The sequence below is a fragment of the Plantactinospora sp. WMMB334 genome (assembly GCF_049179095.1).
Classification (GTDB): Bacteria; Actinomycetota; Actinomycetes; order Mycobacteriales; family Micromonosporaceae; genus Plantactinospora.
The window spans coordinates 3,692,166-3,716,163 of the sequence record NZ_JBMHME010000002.1; the positions used below are offsets into that span (position 1 = coordinate 3,692,166).

Genomic DNA, 23,998 nt, shown 5'->3' on the forward strand with positions numbered 1-23,998 from the left:
GACGCGTTAAAGATCGTGATCCCGCCGCAGGGGCACACACGGACGCAGGTTGGGGTATAGGCTCCCGACCCCGAAACCTCAGGCGATCTATTTGATCTTCAGTGGAGTTACCAGTGCGTTTCGGTCTGCTGGGGCCTGTCGAGGTTCGACGTGAGGGACGGCCGGTTGCCGTGGGGCGGGGGCGGGAACGCTCGGTGCTCGCGGCGCTGCTGCTCGACGCCGACAGGTTGGTCCCGACCACCCGTTTGATCGACCTCATGTGGCAGCGGCCACCCACCGCGGCCAAGGCCCAGGTACACAACATCATCAGCCGACTGCGTCAGCGCCTGGGTGTCGACGAGTTGATCGTGTCCCGGCCGGGCGGCTACGAGCTGCGGCTGGGCCGACACGAGCTCGACCTCGTCGAGTTCCGCCGCCTGGTCGAGCACGGGCGGCAGGCCGGCGAGGGCGGCCCGCCCGATCGGGCGGTCACCGTCCTGGGCGAGGCCCTGTCCCTGTGGCGCGGCCCCGCTCTCGCCGACGTGGTGGAGGAGTTCGCTGCGGACGTCCGGGACGCGCTCGCGGAGGAGCGACTCGCCGCGCTCGAGACCTGGCTGGGCGCGAAGGTGGCCATGGGCTCCTACGACGAGGTGATGCGGGTGATCGCCCCGTTGCTCCGTGAGCACCCGTACCGCGAACGGCTGCACGAGGTCAACATGATCGCACTGGCCGGCGCCGGCCGGCGCGCGGACGCGCTCGCCGCCTACCAGCAGGCGTACAGCACCCTGACCGAGGACCTCGGTGTGGAGCCGGGGCAGCCGTTGCAGGCCCTTGCCCGGCGGATCCTCTGCGGGGAGAACGTCGTACCGTCCGACACTCCCGAACGGCCGGTGCCCCGCCAGCTTCCGCCGGCAGCCGCCGCCGTCGCCGGTCGCGACGCGCTGATCGACGAGGTGTGCGGTGCGCTGCGACGGCCCGAACCGGCAGGGCCGGCGGTGGTGCTGGTCGGCCCGGGTGGCGTGGGCAAGACGACGGTGGCGCTGGCGGTCGCGCATTCGCTCGGGGACCGCTTCCCGGACGGCCAGCTCTTCGCCGACCTGCACGGGACCCGGCAGTCGCCGGCCGACCCGCACGACGTCCTCGGCCGGCTGCTGCGCGCCCTGGGGGTGGACGGGACCGACCTCCCGGACGACCGCGAGGAGCGGATCGCGACGTACCGCAGCCATCTGGCGGACCGGCGGATACTGGTGGTGCTCGACGACGCGGCCAGCGAGGCGCAGGTCCGGCCGCTGCTGGCCGGCGCATCCGGGTCCGCCACCCTGGTCACCTCCCGGCGGCAGCTCGGCGCGCTGGTCGGTACGGCGCGGTGGACGGTGCCGATGCTGTCACCGGAGTCCGTCATTCGGTTGCTCGCCCAGCTGATCGGTGTGGAGCGGGTCGCCGGTGCGCCGGAGACCGCCGCGGCGATCGGCAGGCTGTGCGGGCACCTTCCGCTGGGGATCTGCGCCGCCGCCGCCCGGCTCTCGCTGCGTCCCGAGTGGACGCTGGAGGACTTCCGGCGCCGGCTGGCCGGGCAGCACCGCCGGCTCGACGAGCTGACCGTCGGCGATCTGAACGTGCGGGGCAGCATCGAACTCAGCTACCGGGCGCTGGACGCGCCGGTACGCCGCCTGTTCCGGCTGCTCGGACTCGTCGAGGCGCCGGACTGGCCCGCCTGGGTGGCGCGGCAGCTGCTCGGGGCGGAGGCCCCGGTACCGATCGAGATGATGCTGGACACGCTGGTCGACGTGCATCTGGTCGAGCCGCTCGGCCGCGACGCGGTGGGCCAGCTGCGGTTCCGGCTGCACGACCTGGTCGCGGAGTTCGGCCGGGAACGTGCCATGGCCGAGGAGGGCCCGGCGGTGCTCGCCAGGGTGCAGTCGGCGCTGCTGTGCGGCTGGCTCCCCCTGGCCGCCGACGCCGACGAACGCGTGGACCACGGCGTGGCGCTGGACCACGGCGTGGCGCCGGCCGGCGGGCTGGCCTGCCCGCCCGCGTCCGGGGTGACGCGCGCCGAGGCCGCGGCGCCCCGGGAGATGCCGGCCGAGTGGTTCGAGGTCGAGCGGGTCAGCCTGGTCGCGGCCGTCGATCAGGCGTGCCGGCTCGGCGACGCCGGCCTCGCCGCCGGGCTCTCGTTACGGCTCGCCGGCTTCCTGACGATGCGGTCCTACGACGACGACCTCGAGCACACGCTCTGTGCCGCGGTCGCCTGCGCTCGGGCCAGCGGCCAGAACCGCCTCCTGGTACGCCTGCTCGGTGCCCTGTTCGTCATGCGGTCGCGGCGCCACCAGTACGGCGAGTTGCCGGCGATCGCCCTGGAGGAGCTGAGCATCGCGCGCCAGCTCGGTGACCGGGGAAGCGAGCTGCGGGCGCTCAACCACGCCGGGCTGGCGGCGCGGATGCTGGACCGGTTCGCCGAGGCCGCCGACTGGCTGCACCAGGCCCTGGAGGTGTCCCGCCGGGCCGACGTCGCGCCACGGCTACGGTCCGAGGCACTGGACGCCCTCGCCAGCCTGCACGCCGACCTCGGCCGGCCGGAGCGGGCGTTGCCGCTGCTCGAGGAGGCCCTGGCGCTGGGTTCGGCCACGAGCAGCCGGGCCATGGCGACCCACCTGCGCGACTACGGCCGCAGACTCATGGACGTCGGCCGCTTCGCGGACGCCGAACGCGCCCTGGCGGACGCTCTCGCCGCCAGCCGCAGGCTCGCGGACGACCGGGGTTCGGCGTGGGTCGAACAGGCGCAGGCCGACCTCGACATCAGGCTGGGGCGGTGGGCGGCGGCCGCGGCCCGGCTCGACCGGTCGCTGCGGGTCCAGCAACGGGTCGGCGACCGCGAGGGCATGGGAGAGGTGCTGCGCTCCAGCGGCGACCTCGCCGCCGGTCAGGGGGAGCCTCGGCGCGCCGTCGAACCCCTGCGCCAGTCCCTCGGGATCTGGCGCCGGCTCGGTGCCTCCCTCCAGGAGGCGGGCACGCTCGCTCGGCTGGACCGCGTCTTCTCCGCCATGGGAGAGCGGGAGGCGGCGACCGTCTGCCGCCGCGACTACCGGGACATCCTCGCCCAGCTCGGCCTCGACCAGACCGTGCTGCGCCTGCCGGCGCTGCCCGGTTAGCGAGGTCAGCCCCGCTCCGGCCGGCCTGTTAGCGCGCTGTTAGCGGCGCTGCGTAGCGTGCCGTCCCGTTGATCCACGAAGATCGCTAGTAGTCACGGGGTGTACGACGCGATGATTTCGTTCGATGGGTCCGGCGGCAGCGTGCGTGCCGTCCCGACCGCTTCCGCCCGACCCTCCTCGTCGCCCGACGTCCCGGGCACGACGAGGGAAAGCGCCAGATGACCGCCGGGCCGGAGGCGGAACCCACAGCTCCATCGCCCGCTTCGCCATCGCCCTCTCCCGGGGTGGGCCCGGACGCCCGGCTCGACGCCATGTCGCCGGCGAAACGGGCACTCTTCGAGAGGCGCCTCGCCCGCCGCCGTACCCGGCCGGACGACGAGATCGTCCCGGTGCCGAGAAGCGCGGAGATTCCGCTCTCCTCGGCGCAGCGGCGCCTCTGGTTCATGGACCAGCTCAGCCCGGGCAGCGCGATGTTCAACGTGCCGGTGGCGCTGCGCCTCACCGGGCCGCTGCGGCTCGACGTCCTCACCGACGCCCTGCGGACGCTCTTCGCCCGGCACGAGTCGCTGCGCACCGTCTTCGCCACCGGCGCCACCGATCCCGTCCAGCGGATCCTGCCCGAGCTGGAGGTCGACCCCACACCGGTGCCGCTCGATCCGGGCGCCGAGCTCGAGACCGTGCTGGCGGCGGAGGCGGCCCGGCCGTTCTCCCTGGAACACGGGCCGCTGGTGCGCACCAGGCTGATCCGCCTCGCCGACGCCGACCACGTCCTCCTGGTGACCCTGCACCACAGCGTCTGCGACGGGCTCTCCGTCGGCATCGTCGTCGGCGACCTGCTCGCCCTCTACCGGGCCGGCGCGACGGGCGCCGGGGCCGGGCTGGCCACACCACCGGTGCAGTACGCCGACTACGCCGGGTGGGAGGCGCGCCCGTCCCGGGCCGCGGCCCTCGCCGAGGATCTCGAGTACTGGCGCGGCAACCTGCGCGGTGCCCCGCCCGTCATCGAGCTTCCGCTGGACCACCCACGGCCGGCGACGCAGAGCTTCCGCGGCGCCTGCCACCGGTTCACGCTGCCGTTCGAGGTCTGGAAGCCCGTCCAGCAGCTCGCACAGAGCCGGCGGACCACACCGTACGTGGTGCTGCTCGCCGGGTTCGCGGGACTGCTGTCGCGCTATTCGGCCGACGACGAGGTGTGCGTGGCGACGCCGGTCGCCAACCGGCCGCGCGTCGAGCTGGAAAAGGTGGTCGGCTTCTTCACCAACTCGATCGCGCTGCGCGTCGACACCTCCGGCGACCCGACGTTCGAGGAGCTGGTCGACCGGACCCGCGAGGTGGTGCAGCACGGTCTCGCGCGCAGCGGCGTGCCGTTCGAACGCGTCGTCGAGGCCGTCGACCCGGTCCGCAGCCTCGGTCATGCGCCGGTGGCGCAGGTGAGCTTCGCGATGGTCGACGACCCGGCCTTCGACACCGAGGTCGGCGGCGTGCGCATCCGCCCGGTCGCGGTGCACACCGGTGCGGCCAAGTACGACCTCACGCTCGAGCTGTGGCCCGGCGCCGACGACAGGCTGCACGGCACCGTCGAGTACGCCACCGACCTGTTCGAGGAGGCGACCGTCGCCCGGCTGGTGGCGCACTTCGGGTCGCTGCTGGACACCCTTGCCGCCGCGCCCGACATGCCGGTCCCGCACGCCCGCCTGGTCTCCGACGCCGACATGCGCGAGCTGGTCGCCGCCGCCAACCGCGCGGTCGCCGGCACCGGACCCGCCGGCACCGGACCGTCCGCCACCGAGCTGATCGAGCGGCAGGCGCGGGAGACACCGGAACTCGCCGGGCAGCTCCGCTCGGCGGACCGGCTCGCGTGCGCGTTGCGCGCCGAGGGCGCCGGGCCGGGCACCAGGGTGGGTCTGCTGCTGGAGCGGGACACGAGGCTGGCGGTCGCCGCGCTCGCGACGCTCCGCGCGGGCGCGGCGTACCTCTGGATCGACGTCGCCGATCCCGAGGCACGGCGCGCGGAGGCTCTCGCCGACGCCGACGTACGGGTCGTGGTCACCGACCGTGCGCACGCCGGGTCGCTCCGCACGGACGTCCGCGTGGTGCCGGTCGACCACGTCGGCGACGGCGTGGTCGGACCGCCGGCACGGCCGCTTCCGGCACACCCGGCACACCTGCGGCACGTGCCGGGATCCGGGGCGCTCGTCAGCACCCACGGAGAACTCGCGCGCCACGTCGCGGAGGTCATCGGCACCGGAGACCTGCTCACGGCTCTCGTGCCACCGGGCCGGCTCGCCGGCACGTCACGCCTGGTGCTCGACCCGACGCTCACGCCCGTCGGCCCCGGCATGGTCGGCGAGCTCCACGTCGGTGCCGCAGGTGGCTACCACGACCGGCCGGCGCTCACCGCCGAGCGGTTCGTGCCCGATCCGTTCGCCACGACTCCGGGCGGCCGCCTGTACCGCACCGGCGAGATCGTCCGGCTGCGGGCCGACAACGGGATCGAACACCCGCCACGACCGGAGCGCGCCGCCGGCCCCGCCGACAGGACCCCGGTCGCCGGCTTCACGGCACCCGCGACGCCCCTCGAAGAGCGCATCGCCGCGGTCTGGGCGGAGGTGCTCGGCGTGCCCTCGGTGAGCCGGGACGCGAGCTTCGGCACGCTGGGCGGCCACTCCCTGCTGGCGACCCGCGCGGTGGCGCGGCTGCGCGACGCGCTCGGGATCGACCTGCCGTTGCGGGTGTTCCTCCGGGCCGACACGCTCGCCGACCTGGCGGCGGCCATCGACGGTCTGGAGGGCCGGCCGGCACGGCCGGCGATCGGGGCCGCCACGCGGCCGGGACCGGCACCGCTGTCGTACGCACAGGGACGCCTCTACTTCCTCCACCGGCTGGCCGGGGAGAGTTCGTTCTACAACGTGCCGATCGCCTTCCGGCTCGACGGTGCACTGGACCGCGACGCCTTCCGGGCGGCATTCGCCGCGCTCTGGGAGCGGCACGAGGGGCTGCGGACCCGCTTCCCGGCGCCCGACGGCGACCCGGTGCAGGAGATCATGTCCGCGTCGGGCGCCCCCTACACCGAGCTGGACCTGCGCGCCGAGCCGGATCCGCACGCCCGGCTCGACGGGATCCTCGACGAAGAGGCCCGGCAGCAGTTCGACCTCGCGGCCGGGCCGCTCGCGCGCGGCGTCCTGGCGCGGCTCGGCCCGGACGCGCACGTGTTCGCCCTGACGCTGCACCACGTCGTGTCGGACGGCTGGTCGGTCTCGGTCCTCCTGGACGAGCTGATGACGCTCTACCGCGCCTTCGCCGCGGGCGAGCCGTCCCCGCTCACGCCCCTGCCGGTCACCTACGTCGACTACACCCACTGGCAGCGCTCCTGGCTCACCGGCGCGGAGCTGGAGACGCAGCTCGACTACTGGCGCACGCAGCTCGCGGATGTGCCGACACTGCACCTTCCGACCGACCGGCCGCGCCCCGCGGTGCAGACCTACCGGGGCGCGCGCCACCGGATGACCTGGTCGCCGGAGCTGTCCCGGGCAATCGGCGAGCTGGGCCGGCGCGAGGGCGTGTCGCTGTTCATGGTGCTGCTGGCCGGGTTCGACGTGCTCCTGGCGCGGAGCAGCGGGCAGCGGGACGTCACCGTCGGCACCCCCGTCGCCAACCGCACGGCGACGGAGCTCGAGGGACTCGTCGGGTGCTTCGCCAACACCCTCGCGCTGCGGGTGGACCTCTCCGGCGACCCCGACTTCGCCGAGGTGCTCCGGCGGGTCCGGACGACCGCGCAGGACGCGTACGCCCACCAGGACGTCCCGTTCGACCTGGTCGTCGACGCCGTCGCGCCCGAGCGGAGCCTGAGCCACTCACCGCTGTTCCAGGTGCGCTTCGCATTACAGAGCCAGCCTCGTGACGATCCGGATCCCGGGTCGGGGCTGCGGCTGGAGATGCTCCACCGGGAGCAGCGGACCGCGCGCTTCGACCTGGTCGTGGACGTCTGGGAGACCGGGGCCGGCCTGGAGGGCGTCGTCGAGTACAGCACCGATCTCTTCGACGAGGCGACCGTCGCGGCCCTGATGACCCGGTACGAGGTGCTCCTCGAACGGCTCGTGCACGACCCGGCCGGGCGCGTGTTCGGCGTCGACCTGCTCTCCCCCGCCGACCGTCGGCGGCTCGACGCGCTCAGCCGTGGCCCCGAGCCGGCCGCCGGGGCGGACGAGCTGACGTTCGTGCGGCGGTTCCACGAGCAGGCGGCCCGACGGCCGGACGCGCCCGCGGTGACCTGTGGCGAGGTGACGCTCTCGTACGGGGAGCTGCGGCGGCGGGCCGGTGGGCTGGCACGCGTGCTCGCGGCCCGGGGCGTCGCACCGGAGGCGCTGGTCGGCGTCCACCTCGACCGGGGCGTCGACCTCGTCGTCGCGATCCTCGCCGTGCTCGAGGCCGGCGGCGCCTACCTGACGCTCGACCCCGGATATCCGGACGAGCACGTCGCGGCGATCGTCCGCGACGCGCGGCCGGCTCTCGTACTCACCTCGCGGACCCGCGCCGGGTCCGCCCCGGCCGGCGCGCTCCCGCTGGAGGACGTCGCCGGGGGGCCGGGTGCGGACGTGATGGTCGCCGTGGCACCGGACCATCCGGCGTACGTGGTCTACACTTCCGGCACCTCCGGCACGCCCAAGGGCGTCGTCGTGACACACCGGGGGCTCGCCGGCTATCTCTCGGCGCTGCCCACCGCCCTCGAGCTACCCGCCGGGCCGGCCTTCCTGCACACCGCCTCGTTCGCGTTCTCGTCATCGGTGCGGCAGCTCGCGGTCCCGCTCGCGCTCGGCGGTCGGGTCGTCATCGCCGAACGGGAGCATCTCGCCGCCGCCGACCGGCTGCTCGGCCACGCGGCCGCGCACGACGTCGACGTCCTGGACCTGGTGCCGTCCCACCTGCGGGCCGTCGAGCCGGCGATGGCGCGCGGCGACTGGCGGCCGCGTGTCCTGCTGACCGCGAGCGAGCCGCTCCGCACCGACCTGGCGGAGACGGTCCGGCGGGCGCCGGGCGAGTCGCCGCGGTGGGTGAACATGTACGGCCAGACCGAGACCACCGGCATCGTCGCGACCGCCCCGGTCGGGGCCGAACGGGAGGGTCGCGGCGCGGTCGTGCCGCTCGGCCGGCCGATCCCCGGCGCGCGGGTGTACGTCGTCGACGACGACCTGCGGCCGGTGCCACCCGGCCATCCCGGTGAGCTCCTCGTCGGCGGTACCGGCCTCGCCCGCGGCTATCTCGGCGACCCTGCCCGGACCGCGGAGCGCTTCGTCCCCGACCCGTTCGGCCCGCCCGGCGGGAGGCTGTACCGCACCGGTGACCGGGGACGGTTCCTGCCGAGCGGGAAGGTGGAGTTTCTCGGGCGCGTGGGCGACCAGGTGAAGGTGCGGGGCCACCGGGTCGAGCCGCAGGATGTCGCCTCGGTGCTGTCGGCGCTCGACGGCGTCGGCGAGTGCGAGGTGCTCTGCGTCGAGGAGAGCGCCGACGACCGGCGGCTCGTCGCGTACACGGTGCTGCGCGGCACCGCGACGGCGACGAGCCTGCGGGCGGCGCTGCGGGAGCGGCTCCCCGGCTACATGGTGCCGACGCTGCAGCCGGTCGACGCGCTGCCGAGGCTGCCCAACGGCAAGGTCGACCGCGGGGCGCTGCTCGCCGGGTCGCGCCCGCGGCCGGCGGCGGAGGCTGCCGGGAAGGCGGTCCGGCCGTCCGGTGCCGCGACCCGGGCCAGGGTCGCGGAGACGCTGACCGCCATCTGGCAGGAGGTCCTGCACCGGCAGGACGTGCACCCCACCGACGACTTCTACGAGCTCGGCGGCGACTCGCTGCACGTCATCCGCGTCGTCGACCGGGCGCGCAACGCGGGCATCTCCATCACGCCGGCCCAGTTCATCGCCAACCCCACCATCGCCGGCCTCAGCAGCCTGGTCGCCGGGAGGGCCGGGGCGGCGGCACCGGAGACCGCGCGGGCCGGCGAGGATGCGGAGATCCCGCTGCTGCCGACGCACCACGCCTTCCTGCGGCGGAACTTCGAGGATCACCACCTCTACACCCACGTGTTCATGTTCGAGCCCGCCACTCCCCTCGACCCGGCGCTCATGGAACAGGCCGTGCGGCGCCTGGTCGCGCACCACGAGGCGTTGCGGATCAGCTTTCCGCGCGACGGCGGGACCTACCGGATCGCCGTACGGGAGCCGTTCGACCCGGCGCCGTTCACCAGCGTCGACCTCTCCGCCCTCGACCCGGCCGCCCAGGACGCCGCGTTCACGCGCCTGGACCGGACGTTGCACCGCAAGCTCGACTACGGCAACGGGCCGCTGCTCCAGTTCGCGCTCGTACGCTTCGGGCGGGGACGGCCGGACCGGTTCGTCGCGATCGTCCACCACCAGCTGATGGACAACAGTTCCTGGGGTGTGCTCCTCGACGACCTGCAGGCCGCCTACACCGCGCTCGCCGCGGGGACCGAACCGGCGTTGACGCCGGCCACCGCGTCCTTCGGGGCGTGGGCGCGCAACCTGGCCGCGCTCGCCCGTTCCCGCGAGTTGGACGCCGACATCGCCTACTGGACCAGGCTCGCCATGCGGCCCGTACCCCGGATGCCGCTCGACTTCCCCGACGGCGGCAACCGGATGCCGGCGGAGCAGACCGTCACCGTCCGGCTCGGCGCGACCGACACGGCGGCACTACGCCGGATGATGCCGCGCCGGTACGGGTTGTCGCTCAACGACGCGCTCCTCGCGGCCGTGCTCCGCGGTTACGGCGAGTGGGCGGGACAGGACGCCATCCTGGTCGACATGGTCGCCCGGGGCCGCGAACTCGGCGGCGACCTCGACCTGTCCCGGGCCATCGGCCGCTTCTCGGTGACCGCGCCACGACTGCTGGAGCTGCCGCAGGGCGCCGGCCCCGACGCCCTGCTCGCGTCGGTCGCCGAGCAGGTCCGGGCCATGCCGCGTGGTGGGCTCGGCTACGGCCTGCTCCGCCACCTCGACGGCTTCCCCGCGATCGGCGAGCTCCTCGGCCCCCTCGACGGACCGGACATCCTGCTGAGCAACTGGGGCGAGCTCGACCAGATCTTCGACGAGTCCGCGCTACTCGGCCCGCCGGCCGACGACCTGTGGCGCTCGCCGGGTAACGGTGGGGCACAGCCGGACCTGGCGCGGATGCACCGGCTCGTGATCAACGCCGGCATCACCGGCGGCGAGCTCGAACTCAACTGGCGTTACAGCGCCGACCTGCACCGCCGGGAGAGCATCGACCGGCTCGCCGCCCTCGTGACGCAGACCCTCGCGGAGTTCGCGCGAGTCGGGTCCGGCGACGGCGTCGTGCCACCGAGGCCCGACGGGCGCACGGTCTGACCATCCGCACCGGACACACCCGGAGAAGACACCATGAACGAACTGCCCTTCAAGGTCGTCCTCAACGAGGAGGAGCAGTACTCCGTCTGGCCTGCCCAGCGCGCCAACCCGGCGGGTTGGCGTGACGAGGGCACCCGCGGGACCCGGGACGAGTGCCTCGACCACATCGAGTCCGTCTGGCGGGACATGCGCCCGCGGACCGTCCGGCTGCGCGCCACGGACGGGGCCTGACCGTGGCTGATCTCCTGAGCGACGAGTTGCCCCTGCCCGCCGGGGTGGCGGACGCCTATCCGCTGTCGGTCGCGCAGGCCGGGATGGTGCACCACGCGCTTCTGGACCCGGGTGCGCTCCCCTACCACAACGTGCACGGCTGGGGCGTCGACCTCCCCGTCGACCTCGAGCTGCTCCGACGCGCCGTGAACGACGTCTCGGCCCGGCATCCCGTGCTGCGTACGTCGTTCGACTTCACCTCCCACGACGAGCCGGTCCAGCTGGTGCACCACGACGCCGTGCTGCCGCTCCTCGTCGTGGACATCCGCGGGATGGCCGACGAGGAGGCCGAGCGGACCCTGCACGCGTTCTGGCGTGCGGAGCTGACCCGGCCGTTCGACCTCGCCCGGCCACCGTTGCTGCGCCTGGGCGCGCACCGGCGCACCGATCGGATGTTCTACCTGACAATCACCGACCACGCGATCCTCGACGACGCGAGCCGGGAGGCGGTGCGGGCCGAGATCGTCGGCCGCTACCGGCGCCTGCTGGCGGACCCGGACGCGCCGGCCGACCCGCCGGCGCCGGCCGCGTTCCGCGAGTTCGTGGCCGTGGAACGGCAGATCGCCGCCGACCCGGCCGAGCGGGACCACTGGGTCGAGCGGCTGGCCGGTCACGAGCCGGTGGGCCTGCCGCGCTGGCCCGGGACCGGCCGGGCGGGCGTGCCGGGCACGATCGAGCATCCGATCCCGGCCGGTCTGGCCGATCGGCTGGCCGCGCTGGCCGACCACCTCGGTACGCCGGTGCGGACCATCCTGCTCGCCGCGCACCTGAAGGTGGTCGGCGCGGTCGGCGGGCGCCACGACGTGGTCACCGGCATCGTGGCCTGCGGCCGCCCGGCCGGCGTGCCCGACGCGGCCGGGATCTTCGTCAATGTGCCGCCGCTGCGGCTCGACCTCGCCGGTGGCAGCTGGCGCGACCTGGTCCGGCGGGTCGACGAGGCGGAGCGGGACGCCCGGGCGCACGCGGGCTACCCGCTCGCGAGCATCCAGTGGGCGCTCGACGCGGGCGCGCTGTTCGACACCACCTTCGCATACGTGCCCTCCGGTGAGCGGGCCGCGTTCCGGGCCGCGCCGACCCACCACGCGCTGGGCACCGCCTTCCGGCACGATCCCCACGGGTCGGGGCTGGCGCTGCGGCTGGACTACCACAGCGCGCGGATCACCGACGAGCAGGCCACGGCGGTGCGTGACGCCTATCTGGCGGTGCTCGACGCGATCACCGAAGCCGACGCCTGGCACGACAACCTCTGCCCGGTCGGCGCCGACGCCTACCGGCGGATGCTCGTCGACTGGAACGGCCCGGCCCGGCGCTACCCGGTGGACCGCTGCGTACACGAGCTGATCGCGGAGCAGGCGCACCGGACACCGGACGCGCTCGCGGTCACCGACGGCGTCGTAGGGCTGAGCTACGCGGAGCTGAACCGGCGGGCGAACCGGCTGGCGCGGCACCTTGTCGCGGAGGGCGCGGCGCCGGAGAAGGTGCTGGCCGTGATGGCCGAGCGCAGCGTCGAGATGGTGGTCATCCTGCTGGCGATCCTCAAGGCGGGTGCCGCGTACGTCCCCCTCGAACCGCAGTATCCGGCCGAGCGGCTGCGCTACCTGCTGGAAGACTCCGGGGCGGGGCTGGTCGTCGTCCAGCCCGCGCTCGTCGCGCGGATACCGGACGGGCCGTGGACGGTGCTCGACTCCGCCGCCGCGGCCGCGGCCGCGCAGGCCCTGCCGGACGGTGACCTCGGCCGGACCAGTGCGCCGGAGAACCTCATGTACGTCATCTACACGTCGGGGTCCACCGGCAGGCCCAAGGGCGTGCTGGTGCCGCACTTCGGCGTGGTCAACTACCTCGGCTGGTGCGTGGAGGGCTACACGGCGACGGGCTCCGGCGGCGCGCCGGTCTTCTCGTCCATCGCCTTCGACATGATCGTGCCCAACCTCTACACACCGCTGCTCGTCGGCGAGCGGCTCTGCATGCTGGAGGACTCGCTCGACCCGGTGGCGCTCGCCGACCGGCTCGACGAGCTGGCGCCCTTCACGTTCATCAAGCTCACCCCCGGCCACCTGGCCCTGCTCGACCAGTTGCTCGCACCCGAGCGGGCCCGCCGGCTGGCGACGACGCTGGCGGTCGGCGCGGACGCGTTCCCCACCCGCGTCCTGAACTCCTGGCGGGCCAAGGACCCGGCCAGCGTCGTGTTGAACGAGTACGGCCCGACCGAGGCCTCGGTGGGCAACACCGTGTACTTCGTCGACAGACCGGTGACCGCCGACCAGGTGCCGATCGGCCGGGCGATCCCGAACACGACGATGTACGTCCTGGACCACGCACTGAACCCGGTGCCGCTCGGCGTGACCGGTGAGCTCTACATCGGCGGCGACTGCGTCGTGCGGGGCTACGCCGGCCGGCCCCGGCTCACCGCCGACCGGTTCATGCCCGACCCGTTCGGCGCCAGGCCCGGTGCGCGGATGTACCGGACCGGTGACCTCGGTCGCTGGCTGCCCGAGGGCGCACTGGAATTCCAGGGCCGCCGCGACGACCAGTTCAAGGTGAACGGATACCGGGTCGAGCTCGGCGAGATCGAGTCGGTACTCGTCGGGCACCCGGCGGTCGGTCGGGCCGTCGCCGCGGTCGTCGGCGACACGAGCGACCAGGCCCGGCTGGTCGGCTACTACGTGCCCGACACACCGGTCTCGGAAAAGGACCTCCTCGGCTACCTGGCCGAACGGCTGCCGGCCCATCTGGTGCCCAGCACGTTGCTGGCGATCGACACGGTTCCGTTGAACGCCAACGGCAAGGTCGACCGCAGGGCGCTGCCGAAGCCGGCCGGGCCGACGACGGCGGCCGACGAGCGACCGCCGGCGGGCCCGGAGACGACGGTCGCCACGGCCTGGCGACGGTTTCTCTATCTCGACGACGTCGCCCGCACCGACGTCTTCCCCGCCCTGGGCGGAAACTCGCTGCTCGGCACCCAGGTGGTCCTCTGGCTGCGCGAGCAGGGCGTCGAGATACAGCTGGCCGATCTCATGCGGGGAGCGACCCTCGCCGATCTGGCCGCGGGTGCGGGGCGGCCGGAGCACACCACGGGGAGCGGGTCATGACGACGGGTTCGATCGCGCACCCGCCTCGGGAGAAGATGGCGATCGACGGAGCGCGGCTACTCGATCGGATCGAGCGGTTCGCCGCCATCGGCCGCAACGCCACCGGCGGCCTCGACCGGGTCGCGTTCGGCGACGACGACCTCCGGGCCAGGGCGGAGTTCCTGCGCGAGGCCGCCGCGGCGGGGCTCGCCGGGTCCGTCGACGCCGCCGGCAACATCCTGGTACGCCGCCCGCCCGGCCTGGCCCGGCCGGACCTGCCCGCGCTGCTGGTCGGTTCCCACCTGGACACCGTGGTCAACGGTGGCCGGCTGGACGGGGCGTACGGCGTCCTGGTGGCGCTCGAGATCCTGCAGACGGTCGTCGAGCACGGTGTCGAGCTGTCGTACGAGCCGGTGGCGGTGGTCTTCGCCAACGAGGAGGGTGCCCGGTTCCCACAGCCGTTCTGGGGGTCCAGGGCGCTCGCCGGCCACCTCGACGAACTGCCCGCGGAACCGTGCGACCACGACGGCGCCCCGCTGCGCGGGCCGCTCGCGCGGGCCGGCGGCGACCTCGACCGGCTCGCCACGGCGGCGTGGCCGCCGGGTTCGGTGGCGGCGTACCTCGAACTGCATGTCGAGCAGGGTCCGGTGCTCGAGGCCGGCGGCGAGCGGATCGGAGTGGTGAGCGACATCACCGGCCGCACGCTGCTGATCGCCGTCGTCCGCGGCGGCGCGGGGCATGCCGGCACCACCCCGATGGATCTGCGATGCGACCCGCTGGCCGCCGCGTGCCGGATGGTGCTCGCGATCGAGTCCCTGTCACGCGAGCAGCGGCTGTGCCGGGTCTCCACCGTCGGCCGGCTCGACGTGCGCCCCAACTCGCCGAACACCATCGCCCGGGACGTGACGCTCACCATCGACCTCCGGGACGGCGACCCGGCCCGACTGGCCGGGGCCGAGCAGGCCGCGCGCGACCTGGTGGCGTCGATCGCCGCCGAACGGGGCGCCGAGGCCGAGGTCTCGGTCGGCACGAGATCCGGACCGGCGCACGCGGACGCCGGGCTCATGGCGGCCATCGCCGAAAGCGCGGCCGAACTCGGACACGCCCACCGGACCATGCCGAGCGGCGCCGGTCACGATGCCCAGATCATCTCGTCCATCGCCCCGTTCGGCATGATCTTCGTCCCCAGCGTCGGCGGCGTGAGCCACGTCCCCGAGGAGGACACGGCGGACGCCGATCTGATCGCCGGGGCCGAGGTCCTGCTCCACACGGCCCTCCGGCTCTGAAGCCGCCGAAGCGTTGTCAGCCGCCGTGGCGAGGAGACCCGCGGCAACCCATCGGAGGAAACTGTATGCCGTCCCAACCCGACACGTCGGTCGCCGCCGTCGGGCTCGACCACGTCGAGCTCTACGTCGCCGACGCCGAGAAGTACGCCGAGGCCCTCGTCGACCAGTGGGCGTTCCGCGTCGCCGCGCGGAGCCCGGAGGATCGGGCCGCGTCGAGCGTGTCGATCGCGCTCCGGCACGGCGAGATCCTGATCGTGCTCACCCAGCCCCTGCACGACTCCCACCCCGCCGCGACGTACCTACGGCGGCACGGGGACGGCGTGGCCAACATCGCCCTGCGTACCAGCGACGCGGCGGCGTGCCTCGCGGACGCTCTCGCCCGGGGAGCCCGGATGGTGCCCGGGCCCGCGGCCGGCGGCGTGCCGGTCGCGCGGGTCCAGGGCTTCGGCGACACCCACCACACCATCGTGGAGCGGTCCGGCGCCGACGACTGGTGCCCGCCGGGACTGGTCCCCGTCGCCCCGGCCCCGACCGGCGACGAGCTGGGTCTGCTCCGGGTCGACCATTTCGCCGTCTGCGCCGAGGCCGGGCAGCTCGACGCCTGTGTCACCTACTACGAGACCGCGTTCGGCTTCCGCGAGATCTTCGAGGAACACGTCGTCGTCGGCGAGCAGGCGATGAACTCCAAGGTGGTGCAGTCGCCGTCGAAGGAGATCACGCTGACGATTCTCGAGCCCGACACCAACCACAAACCGGGGCAGATCAACGACTTCGTCAACCAGCACGGCGGGGCCGGCGTCCAGCACGTCGCGTTCAGCTCGTCGAACGTGCTGCGCTCGGTCGGCGGCCTCCGGGACCGCGGGGTCGAGTTCCTCTCCAGCCCGGGGGCGTACTACGACCTGCTCTCCCGGCGGATGGACGTCGTCGGGTACGACGTGGACGCCCTCCGTCACCTGGGCATCCTCGTCGACAGGGACCACGCGGGGCAGCTCTTCCAGATCTTCACGCGCTCGCAGCACCCGCGCCGTACCCTGTTCTTCGAGGTGATCGAGCGTCACGGGGCGCAGACCTTCGGCAGCGGAAACATCAGAGCGCTGTACGAGGCCGTCGAGCAGGAACGGATCCGGCTCGACGACGAGGAATGAGGAACACGCCACCATGCGGCTCGCGTCGGCCGACCTCGACCTCGCCGGGCTCCATCCGGCACTGAGCGACCCCACCATGCGGTCCATGACCTTTCTCAACGAGATCGCCGACCGTCACCCCGGGGCCATCTCCTTCGCGCCCGGCCGGCCGTACGACGGCTTCTTCGAGCTGCCGGCGCTCGACCGCTACTTCCAGCTCTTCGTCCGCCACTCGATCGAGCACAAGGGACTGACCTCGGACCAGCTCGCCCGGCAGATGTTCCAGTACGGGCGCACCAAGGGAATCATCCACGACCTGATCGCGCGGCACCTCGCCGTCGACGAGGGGATGCACGTCGACCCGGAGTCGATCGTCGTGACGGTCGGATGTCAGGAGGCGATGCTGCTGGTGCTCCTTGCCCTGCGGTCCGGCCCCGACGACGTCGTGCTCGCCGTCGAGCCGACCTACGTCGGGCTCGCCGGTTCGGCGGCGCTTGCCGGCCTGCCGGTGATGCCGGTCCGCGACGGTCCGGACGGCATCGACCTCGAGCACCTCGAAGGCCAGATCGGCGCTGCCCGGGCGGCCGGCAGACGCCCACGGGCCCTCTACGTCGTCTCCGACTTCGCGAACCCGTCGGGCAAGGTGCTGCCGCTCCGGGCCCGGCACGGCCTGCTGGAGGTCGCGTCGGCCAGCGGCGTGCTGGTCCTGGAGGACAACCCCTACCGCCTGTTCGGCGACTCCGACGGTGCACTTCCCACGCTCAAGGCCCTCGATCGTGACCGGACGGTGGTGCACCTCGGCTCGCTCTCCAAGAGCTGCCTGCCCGGCGCCCGGATCGGCTACGCCGTCGCCGACCAGGAGATCGTCCAGCCGGGAGGCGCCCGTACCCTGTTCGCCGACGAGCTGGCCAAGGTCAAGAGCATGGTCACGGTGAACACTTCGCCGATCGTCCAGGCGATCGCCGGGGGCAGGCTTCTGGAGCACGGCTGCAGCCTCGTCGCGGGCAACGCCCGCGAGATCGAGGTGTACCGGCGCAACCGCCGCGTCCTGTTGGACGCCCTCGCGGCGTCGTTCCCCGCCGGTGGCTCCACCGGCGTCACCTGGACCGCTCCCGAGGGAGGCTTCTTCGTCGTACTCAGCGTCCCCTTCGAGGCCGACGCGGAGGCGCTGGACGAGTCGGCTCGCGAGTTCGGCGTGCTGTGGACACCGATGCGGGACTTCTACCGGTTCGGCGGGGGCGCGCGGCAGCTGCGCCTCTCCTGCAGCACCCTGGAGCCGCGCGGCATCACCGACGGGGTCCGGCGCCTGGCCGCGTTCGTCGAGCGCCGCACGGCGCATCTGGGCGGAGGGCGCTCCGTTGCTACCTGAGTGGAGCGTGCCCCAGGTCGCCGAGCTCGCCCGTCGGCGGCTGCCGCCGCACGTCTGGGACTTCGTCGCCGGAGGAGCGGGGCAGGAGCTCACGATCGCGGCCAACCGCGCGGCGCTGGACGCCGTCCGGATCGTGCCGCGCGCGCTGCGCGACGTGTCGGCCTGCGACATCTCGAGCACGCTGTTCGGGCGAGCGACATCGGCACCGATCGCCATCGCGCCGATCGCCTACCACCGGCTGGTGCACCCGGACGGCGAACTCGCCACGGCGCGCGCGGCACGCGACTGCGGGGTACCGCTCTGCGTCAGTACGCTCAGCAGCCGGTCGATCGAGGCGATAGCCGAGCACGGGGCGACGCTCTGGTTCCAGCTCTACTGGCTGCGCGACGAGCGGACCCGCGACGAGTTGGTGAACCGCGCCGAGGCGGCCGGCTGCGACGCGCTCGTCGTCACCGTCGACGTGCCGTGGATGGGCCGCAGGCTGCGCGACATGCGCAACAGGTTCGCCGTGGGGCCGGAGGTCGTCGCGGCGAACCTGTCCGGCGCCGACCGGTCCGGCGCCGCGACGTCGTCCTCCGGGTCGGCCGTGGCGGCGCACACCGCCGACCTGGTGAGTGCGGCGCTGACATGGCGGGACATCGAGACCCTCCGCGCCCGGACGAGCCTGCCGATCGTCCTCAAGGGGATCCTCTCCGCGGACGACGCGCGACGCGCCGCCGACTGCGGCGCCGACGGCATCGTGGTGTCGAACCATGGCGGCCGGCAACTGGACGGTGCCGCGGCGAGCGCCGAGTGCCTGGCCGAGGTGCGCGCGTCGGTGGGGCGGCGATGCACCGTGCTGTTCGACAGCGGCGTGCGGTCCGGCGTGGACGTGCTGAAGGCCCTCGCGCTGGGTGCCGACGCGGTGCTCGTCGGACGTCCGGTGCTCTGGGGTCTCGGTGTGGCGGGCGAGGCGGGGGTCCGGCACACGCTCGAGCTGTTGAAGCGGGAGTTCCGCGACGCCCTCGGCCTGGCCGGATGCGCCGGGGTCGCGCAGGCACGCGAGCTGCGTACGATGCCGCCGGCCGGTGGTCCGTAGCGTCTACTGTTCGTCGTGTGCTGCCCACCGGGACATCGATCGACTGGGCGTCGGTGGAGATCGCGGTCCCGCGCGCGATCCGTCCACCGCCGGGGATCAGCATGGCCGGGTTCTGCCAGCGTGTCCCGGCGGTCGTGGACCTCGCCATGGTCGCGCACCCGGACGTCACCCTGCTCATCGACCTGAGTCGGGGAAATGCCCTCGGCTACGACGTCGGGGGCCGGCGCGAGTACGGCAGCGTCGTCGTCGGGCTCCACCCCGGCGAGTTCCGGGCGACCGGCCAGGGAACCGGCGAGTGCCTGCAGATCCGGCGGGAACCGGTGACGGCTGCCGCGGTCTTCGGCGCCCCGGCCGAGGTCGGCGGGGCCGTGGCTCGCGATCGACGACGTCGCGTGGCCGGCCGCCGCACGGGCCCGGCTCGGTGCGAGGGACGGCAGGTGCCGCACCGACCCTCGCTGACCGGCATGCGTGTCTGATCGGCACTCCCGTCCCCGCCGCGCAGCGGCCGGACCGTCGTCCTGTCCGCTCCGGTGATTCCCGGGTGGACGCGGCCCCCCCGTCGTCAGCGGTTGCACGATCCGGTGTCGAGGTGGAGGTACCTGGCATTGACCCAGCGGTGCAGTTGGACACCGAAGACGATGCCCCCGATCGTGACCAGGGCCGGCAGGTATCCGCTCGCGACCTGGATGATCGGGATCGCCGGGCACCCGCCGGAGAGTGCCCACCCGCTGCCGAAGAGCAGCGCGCCCGGTACCACGCCCGCGTGGATCCGGCCCGGTGTGCGGCGGACCCGGAACAGGACGAACACCACGGCGATGAGCGCGACGCCACCGCCGAAGGCGAACAGCATGCGCGGATCCTGGAAGGTGAACATCCGGTTCAGTTCGGCGTAGTCGCCGAAACCGATGTTCGTCACGGTGTAGCCGAGAGCGAGCCCGGCGATGATGTTGGCGAGAAGAAGTCCGCCCCGGGTACGCATCAGATCACCTTCCACAGCAGTAACGAGACCACGACGGCGGCACCGAAGAAGACGGCCGTCGCGACCAGGCTGTCCGGATGCAGCCGCCCGCATCCGTTGAGTCCGTGACCGGAGGAGCATCCTCCGGCGAGACGGGTACCGAAACCGACGAGGATGCCACCGGCGAAGAGGACACCGACCATCTGGAGTGGACTGTCGGTGACAATGTCGCGGAAGCCGTCGCCCATGTCCAGACGGAGGTCGAACCGCCCGGCGGTGACCGCCGCCAGCAGTCCACCCAGAAAGATCGAGAGCAGCAGGGCAGCCTGGGTGACCAGGGGTGCCGGGCGTGGGCTCGCGCTCGCGGTCGATGCCGGCGTACTCGTGGCCGGTTCGCCGACCGGGGTGGCTGGCTGCGCCCCGGCGACGGTGGCGTCGGCAACCGTGCCGTCGGCGACCGCCGTGGCCGACGCGGCGGGTCCGCCGGTACGGCTCCCGAAGTGCTCGGCGGTGGCCGCTACGAGCGCCTCGGCGAGGGCCCGATCGTCGGTGAACTGGGCTTCCATCCGTTCGACCCGGCGCTCGCTCCGCCAGTGCAGCACGCGTTCCCAGGCCGACGAGACGCCGAAGGACCGATCGGTGCTGACGGTGTAGTTGATGGTGACGAGGGCAAGGCCGAGTGCGCCTGCCCACCAGGGCCAGTAATCGCTCATACGGAGCCTGAGATCCAATCAGTGAGGCGGGTCCACCAGCGCCGCCGCGGTTGCGGCGACACCGCGTTGCTCCCGGGTGTCTGCACGGTGTGCGGAAACAGCGGGTGCGCCGGCCGCGCGGCCGGTGCCGAGGTCTGCTCGAAGGAGGCGGGTGCCGCGCCTGCCGTCTGTCGGGCATCACCCGGCCGACCCGGCTGCGGGAATCGGGCCGCTCCGGCCCGCCCCGCCCCCTTGGTCTTCAGATGCTGGGCGGTGGCGCCGTTCGGCAACAGGATGATGGGCACGACGGCGCCGGTCAGCGACAACTGGTATCGGGCACAGTCCCGCCAGCCCTCCCCGGTGTCACAGTAGTACTCCCGCCAGCTGCGTAAACTGGCGTTGAGTAGCGGAAACAGCGGGCAACGTTCCGCGTGTGGGCAGCCCATATCGCTCCAGTCTGACCGGCTCCGCCCCCGGCGGACCCAGCGGTCGAGCGCGGTCCCTGCTTTCAGATCCAGCGGGCAGCATAGAGCATTCACAGTGCGATGACATTCGATGGTTTGTCCTAAACCGGAAAGACCTGTTCACCTCGGCGCGACGGCGTACGGCGCCGCCGTCGGGGTACGTCCCGGGCATGTTGCCGAACACCCCTGCCGACCTGCTGCGCCTGCTCGCCATCGCCCTGCTCGTCTATCCGGCGCTGGTGGCGATTCTGCGGGTCTCCGGAAAACGGACACTGTCCAAGCTCAACGCCTTCGACTTCGTCGTCACGGTGGCGCTCGGTTCGACCCTGGCGACGATCCTGCTCTCGCGGGACGTCTCCGTGGTCGAGGGCATTGTCGCGCTGGCCCTCCTGGTGGCGTTGCAGTACGCGGTCGCCCTGCTCGCCGTGCGCTGGCCACCGTCGCAGCGGCTGCTCAAGGCCCGACCGACCGTACTGCTCCGCGACGGGCGACCACGACCCGACACCATGCGCGCGGCCCGGGTGACCGAGAGCGAGATCCGGCAGGCGGCGCGCAGCCACGGCGCCGGTGACCTGAACGATCTTGCTGCGGTGGTCCTGGAGACCGACGGAAATCTGAGCGTCATCACCCGGAGCCGGATCGGTGACGGCAGTTGCCTGGTCGACGTACGCGACGAGGGGCGGTGAGGCGCCTCGACGTCCGCCGTTCGCTCCGCGCCGGAACTCGACGGCCCGGGGATGGCGGAGCAACCGGCCACGGGGCCGGCGTTGTTCACGGATAGTGATGGTGTGGCCGGATCGGTCGGGACCTGGCAGCGGGGGTGTGGCGGGAATGTCCAGCAAGGAGATCATCGAACGGGTCGGAACGCTCCTGGATCTGGCTGGTGTCCTGGTCATCGCCGGCGGCGTGGTCGTCGCCACCGGCTACTTCCTCTACCGGTACTGGCGGACGCGCCAGCTCGTCGAGCTCTACCGCCCCTACCGCCGGACGGTGGGCCGGGCGATCCTGCTCGGACTGGAAATCATCGTCGGCGGCGACATCATCCGGACCGTGGCCGTCTCACCGACCTTCGAGAGCGTCGGGGTGCTGGCGGTCATCGTGCTGGTCCGGACCTTCCTCAGCCTGTCGCTGGAGGTCGAGCTGGAGGGCCGCTGGCCCTGGCGGTCCAGGCGGACCCGCTCGGCGCCGGCCGGGTCCGACCAGCCCGGTTGAGCCGAGCGGCGGGCCGGTGACGAGCTATCCGGACGCCGCGGGGTAGACACGGGTCTCGGTGGCCTTGACGGCGGCCCAGACCGGCTGGCCGGGGGTGAGCCGGAGATGCGCGGCGGCCAGCGGGGTGACGTCGGCGGCCGCCCGGACCGGACCGGTGAGCTGGATCCGGAGGTTGTCCCCGTGCCGCTGGACCCCGCTGACCGTGGCCGGCCAGGTGTTGCGGGGGCTGCCGTCGGGACGGTCGGGGTGCAGGGCGACGGCCGAGGGCGGGAAGGCGACGAAGACGTCGCCGTGGTGCTGCTCACCCGCGGTCAGCCGGAACCCCTCGGTGAGCAGCACCGTGTGCCCGTCGGCGTGGCCCCGGTAGAGGTTGAGCCCGACCAGGCGGGCGACGTAGTCGGTGCGGGGCTGGGCGGTGATGGTGGCGGCGTCGCCCTGCTGTACCACCTCGCCGCCTTCGACGATGACGAGCCGGTCGGCGAGGACCAGGGCGTCGAGCGGGTCGTGGGTGACCAGCAGGGTCGCCCCGGGATGCGCCGCCAGGTGCCGTTGGAGCTGGGCGCGGGTGTCGAGCCGGGTGCCGGCGTCGAGGGCGGCGAGCGGCTCGTCCAGGAGCAGCAGGGCGGGCTCGACGGCGAGGGCGCGGGCCAGGGCGACCCGTTGGGCCTGGCCGCCGGAGAGTTGCCGGGGCTTGCGGCGGGCGTGCCCGGTCAGTCCCATCCGGTCCAGCCAGTCGGACGCGCGTCGCCTGGCCTGGTGCCGGTCCAGGCCGCGGCGGCGGAGCCCGAAGGCGACGTTGTCCAGCGCGGTGAGGTGCGGGAAGAGCAGGTAGTCCTGGAAGACCACGCCGATCGGCCGCCGCTCGGTCGGGGTCCGGATGCGCCGGCCCGGGTGGTCGAGGTGGCGGCCGGCGAGCCTGAGGTGTCCGGCCGAGAGGGGCAGCAGGCCGGCGAGGGTGCGGAGCGCGGTGGTCTTTCCGGCGCCGTTGGGTCCGAGGAGTGCCACGACCTCGCCGGGTTCGATGGTCAGCGGCAGGTCGAGCCGGAAGGTGCCCCGGTCCACGACGAGACGGGCGTCGAGCAGCGGCCCCCCGATGTCGGGCTCGCTCCCGTGCACGGTCGGGCCGGCGGTCACGGGCTGCCGATCCAGCGGTCGCGGAGGCTGGCCAGGATCACCACGGAGACGGTGAGCAGGACGAGGCTGAGCACGATCGCCGCCTCCAGGTCGGTTTCCAGGGCGAGGTAGACGGCGAGCGGCATGGTCTGGGTGCGCCCCGGGAAGTTGCCGGCGAAGGTGATGGTGGCGCCGAACTCGCCGAGCGCGCGGGCCCAGCAGAGCACCGTTCCGGCGGCGATGCCGGGTGCGACGAGCGGGAGCGTCACGTGTGTGAACGTGGTCCACCGGTTGGCACCGAGGGTCGCCGCCGCCTCCTCGTACCGCACGTCGGCGCCGCGCAGTGCTCCCTCGACGGCGATGACCAGGAACGGCATCGCGACGAACGCCTCGGCGAGGACGACCCCGGCGGTGGTGAACGGGAGGGTGATCCCGAGGGTGCTGTCGAGCCAGGAGCCGAGCAGCCCACGGCGGCCGAAGACCAGCAGCAGGGCTACGCCGCCGACCACCGGCGGCAGGACGAGGGGCACGGTGACGAGGGCGCGTACCAGGCGGCGGCCGGGGAACCCGACCCGGGCGAGCAGCCAGGCCAGGGGTACGCCGAGGGCGAGGCAGAGCAGGGTGGCGAGGGTGGCGGTCTGCACCGACAGCCGCAGCGCGGTGAGCACGCCCGGCTCCGCCAGCCGCTGCGGCAGGGTGCTCCACGGGGCCCGGCTGAGCAGTCCGGCCAGGGGCAGGACGAGGAAGAGCAGCCCGAGAGCGGCGGGCAGCAGCAGCGCCACCGGTATCCGCCCGGTGTGCCCGGGGCGGGCCGGTGGGGTGGCCCCGGAGCGCACCACCGGATCGTCGGGCCGGGACATCGG

The 23,998-nt window shown here is 73.4% G+C and carries 15 protein-coding genes; 11 read left to right on the forward strand and 4 right to left on the reverse strand.

Going from position 1 to position 23,998, the window contains the following annotated elements; translation table 11 throughout:
- Positions 1–113 precede the first annotated feature (113 nt).
- From ACN27G_RS15735 to ACN27G_RS15775, 9 genes are all read left to right on the forward strand, one after another.
- Positions 114–3,128, forward strand: a complete 3,015-nt coding sequence (locus ACN27G_RS15735) for a BTAD domain-containing putative transcriptional regulator (protein WP_421493557.1) — start codon at positions 114–116, stop codon at positions 3,126–3,128.
- Positions 3,129–3,412: 284 nt separating this feature from the next.
- Positions 3,413–10,501: an amino acid adenylation domain-containing protein gene (locus tag ACN27G_RS15740; protein WP_421493558.1), complete on the forward strand. Its 7,089-nt coding sequence runs from the start codon at positions 3,413–3,415 to the stop codon at positions 10,499–10,501.
- Between the two features lie 33 nt (positions 10,502–10,534).
- Positions 10,535–10,732: an MbtH family protein gene (locus ACN27G_RS15745; RefSeq protein ID WP_421493559.1), complete on the forward strand. Its 198-nt coding sequence runs from the start codon at positions 10,535–10,537 to the stop codon at positions 10,730–10,732.
- A gap of 2 nt (positions 10,733–10,734) precedes the next feature.
- A complete protein-coding gene (locus tag ACN27G_RS15750; RefSeq protein WP_421493560.1) occupies positions 10,735–13,860 on the forward strand; it encodes a non-ribosomal peptide synthetase in 3,126 nt (1,041 codons plus the stop codon).
- The gene (locus ACN27G_RS15755; RefSeq protein ID WP_421493561.1) at positions 13,857–15,125 is read left to right on the forward strand and encodes a Zn-dependent hydrolase; all 1,269 of its coding nucleotides are present in this window, start codon (positions 13,857–13,859) and stop codon (positions 15,123–15,125) included. The genes ACN27G_RS15750 and ACN27G_RS15755 overlap by 4 nt, the downstream gene beginning before the upstream one ends.
- A gap of 65 nt (positions 15,126–15,190) precedes the next feature.
- Positions 15,191–16,270: a 4-hydroxyphenylpyruvate dioxygenase gene (gene hppD / locus ACN27G_RS15760; protein WP_421493562.1), complete on the forward strand. Its 1,080-nt coding sequence runs from the start codon at positions 15,191–15,193 to the stop codon at positions 16,268–16,270.
- A 13-nt stretch (positions 16,271–16,283) separates the two neighbouring features.
- Complete coding sequence (locus ACN27G_RS15765; protein ID WP_421493563.1) at positions 16,284–17,618, forward strand: PLP-dependent aminotransferase family protein; 1,335 nt, start codon at positions 16,284–16,286, stop codon at positions 17,616–17,618.
- The gene (locus ACN27G_RS15770; protein ID WP_421497335.1) at positions 17,587–18,696 is read left to right on the forward strand and encodes an alpha-hydroxy acid oxidase; all 1,110 of its coding nucleotides are present in this window, start codon (positions 17,587–17,589) and stop codon (positions 18,694–18,696) included. The genes ACN27G_RS15765 and ACN27G_RS15770 overlap by 32 nt, the downstream gene beginning before the upstream one ends.
- Before the next feature lie 17 nt (positions 18,697–18,713).
- Positions 18,714–19,172, forward strand: a complete 459-nt coding sequence (locus ACN27G_RS15775) for a hypothetical protein (protein ID WP_421493564.1) — start codon at positions 18,714–18,716, stop codon at positions 19,170–19,172.
- Positions 19,173–19,258: 86 nt separating this feature from the next.
- Here ACN27G_RS15775 and ACN27G_RS15780 read toward each other — a convergent pair whose 3' ends face one another.
- Both ACN27G_RS15780 and ACN27G_RS15785 read right to left on the reverse strand, forming a co-directional pair.
- On the reverse strand, positions 19,259–19,675 hold the full coding sequence (locus tag ACN27G_RS15780) for a YeeE/YedE thiosulfate transporter family protein (protein ID WP_421493565.1): 417 nt from the start codon (positions 19,673–19,675) through the stop codon (positions 19,259–19,261).
- A complete protein-coding gene (locus tag ACN27G_RS15785) occupies positions 19,675–20,367 on the reverse strand; it encodes a YeeE/YedE thiosulfate transporter family protein (RefSeq protein WP_421493566.1) in 693 nt (230 codons plus the stop codon). The genes ACN27G_RS15780 and ACN27G_RS15785 overlap by 1 nt, the downstream gene beginning before the upstream one ends.
- Before the next feature lie 613 nt (positions 20,368–20,980).
- Between ACN27G_RS15785 and ACN27G_RS15790 the strand changes: the two genes are divergently transcribed.
- Positions 20,981–21,496, forward strand: a complete 516-nt coding sequence (locus ACN27G_RS15790; RefSeq protein ID WP_421493567.1) for a DUF421 domain-containing protein — start codon at positions 20,981–20,983, stop codon at positions 21,494–21,496.
- 145 nt (positions 21,497–21,641) lie between these two features.
- Positions 21,642–22,022 (forward strand): DUF1622 domain-containing protein, encoded by a 381-nt coding sequence (locus ACN27G_RS15795; RefSeq protein WP_421493568.1) that lies wholly within the window; start codon positions 21,642–21,644, stop codon positions 22,020–22,022.
- Between the two features lie 24 nt (positions 22,023–22,046).
- On the opposite strand, the gene ACN27G_RS15800 is transcribed toward ACN27G_RS15795, so the two are convergent.
- The gene (locus ACN27G_RS15800) at positions 22,047–23,156 is read right to left on the reverse strand and encodes an ABC transporter ATP-binding protein (RefSeq protein ID WP_421493569.1); all 1,110 of its coding nucleotides are present in this window, start codon (positions 23,154–23,156) and stop codon (positions 22,047–22,049) included.
- A complete protein-coding gene (locus ACN27G_RS15805) occupies positions 23,153–23,995 on the reverse strand; it encodes an ABC transporter permease (protein ID WP_421493570.1) in 843 nt (280 codons plus the stop codon). Before ACN27G_RS15805 ends, ACN27G_RS15800 begins: the two co-directional genes overlap by 4 nt.
- Positions 23,996–23,998: the final 3 nt, after the last annotated feature.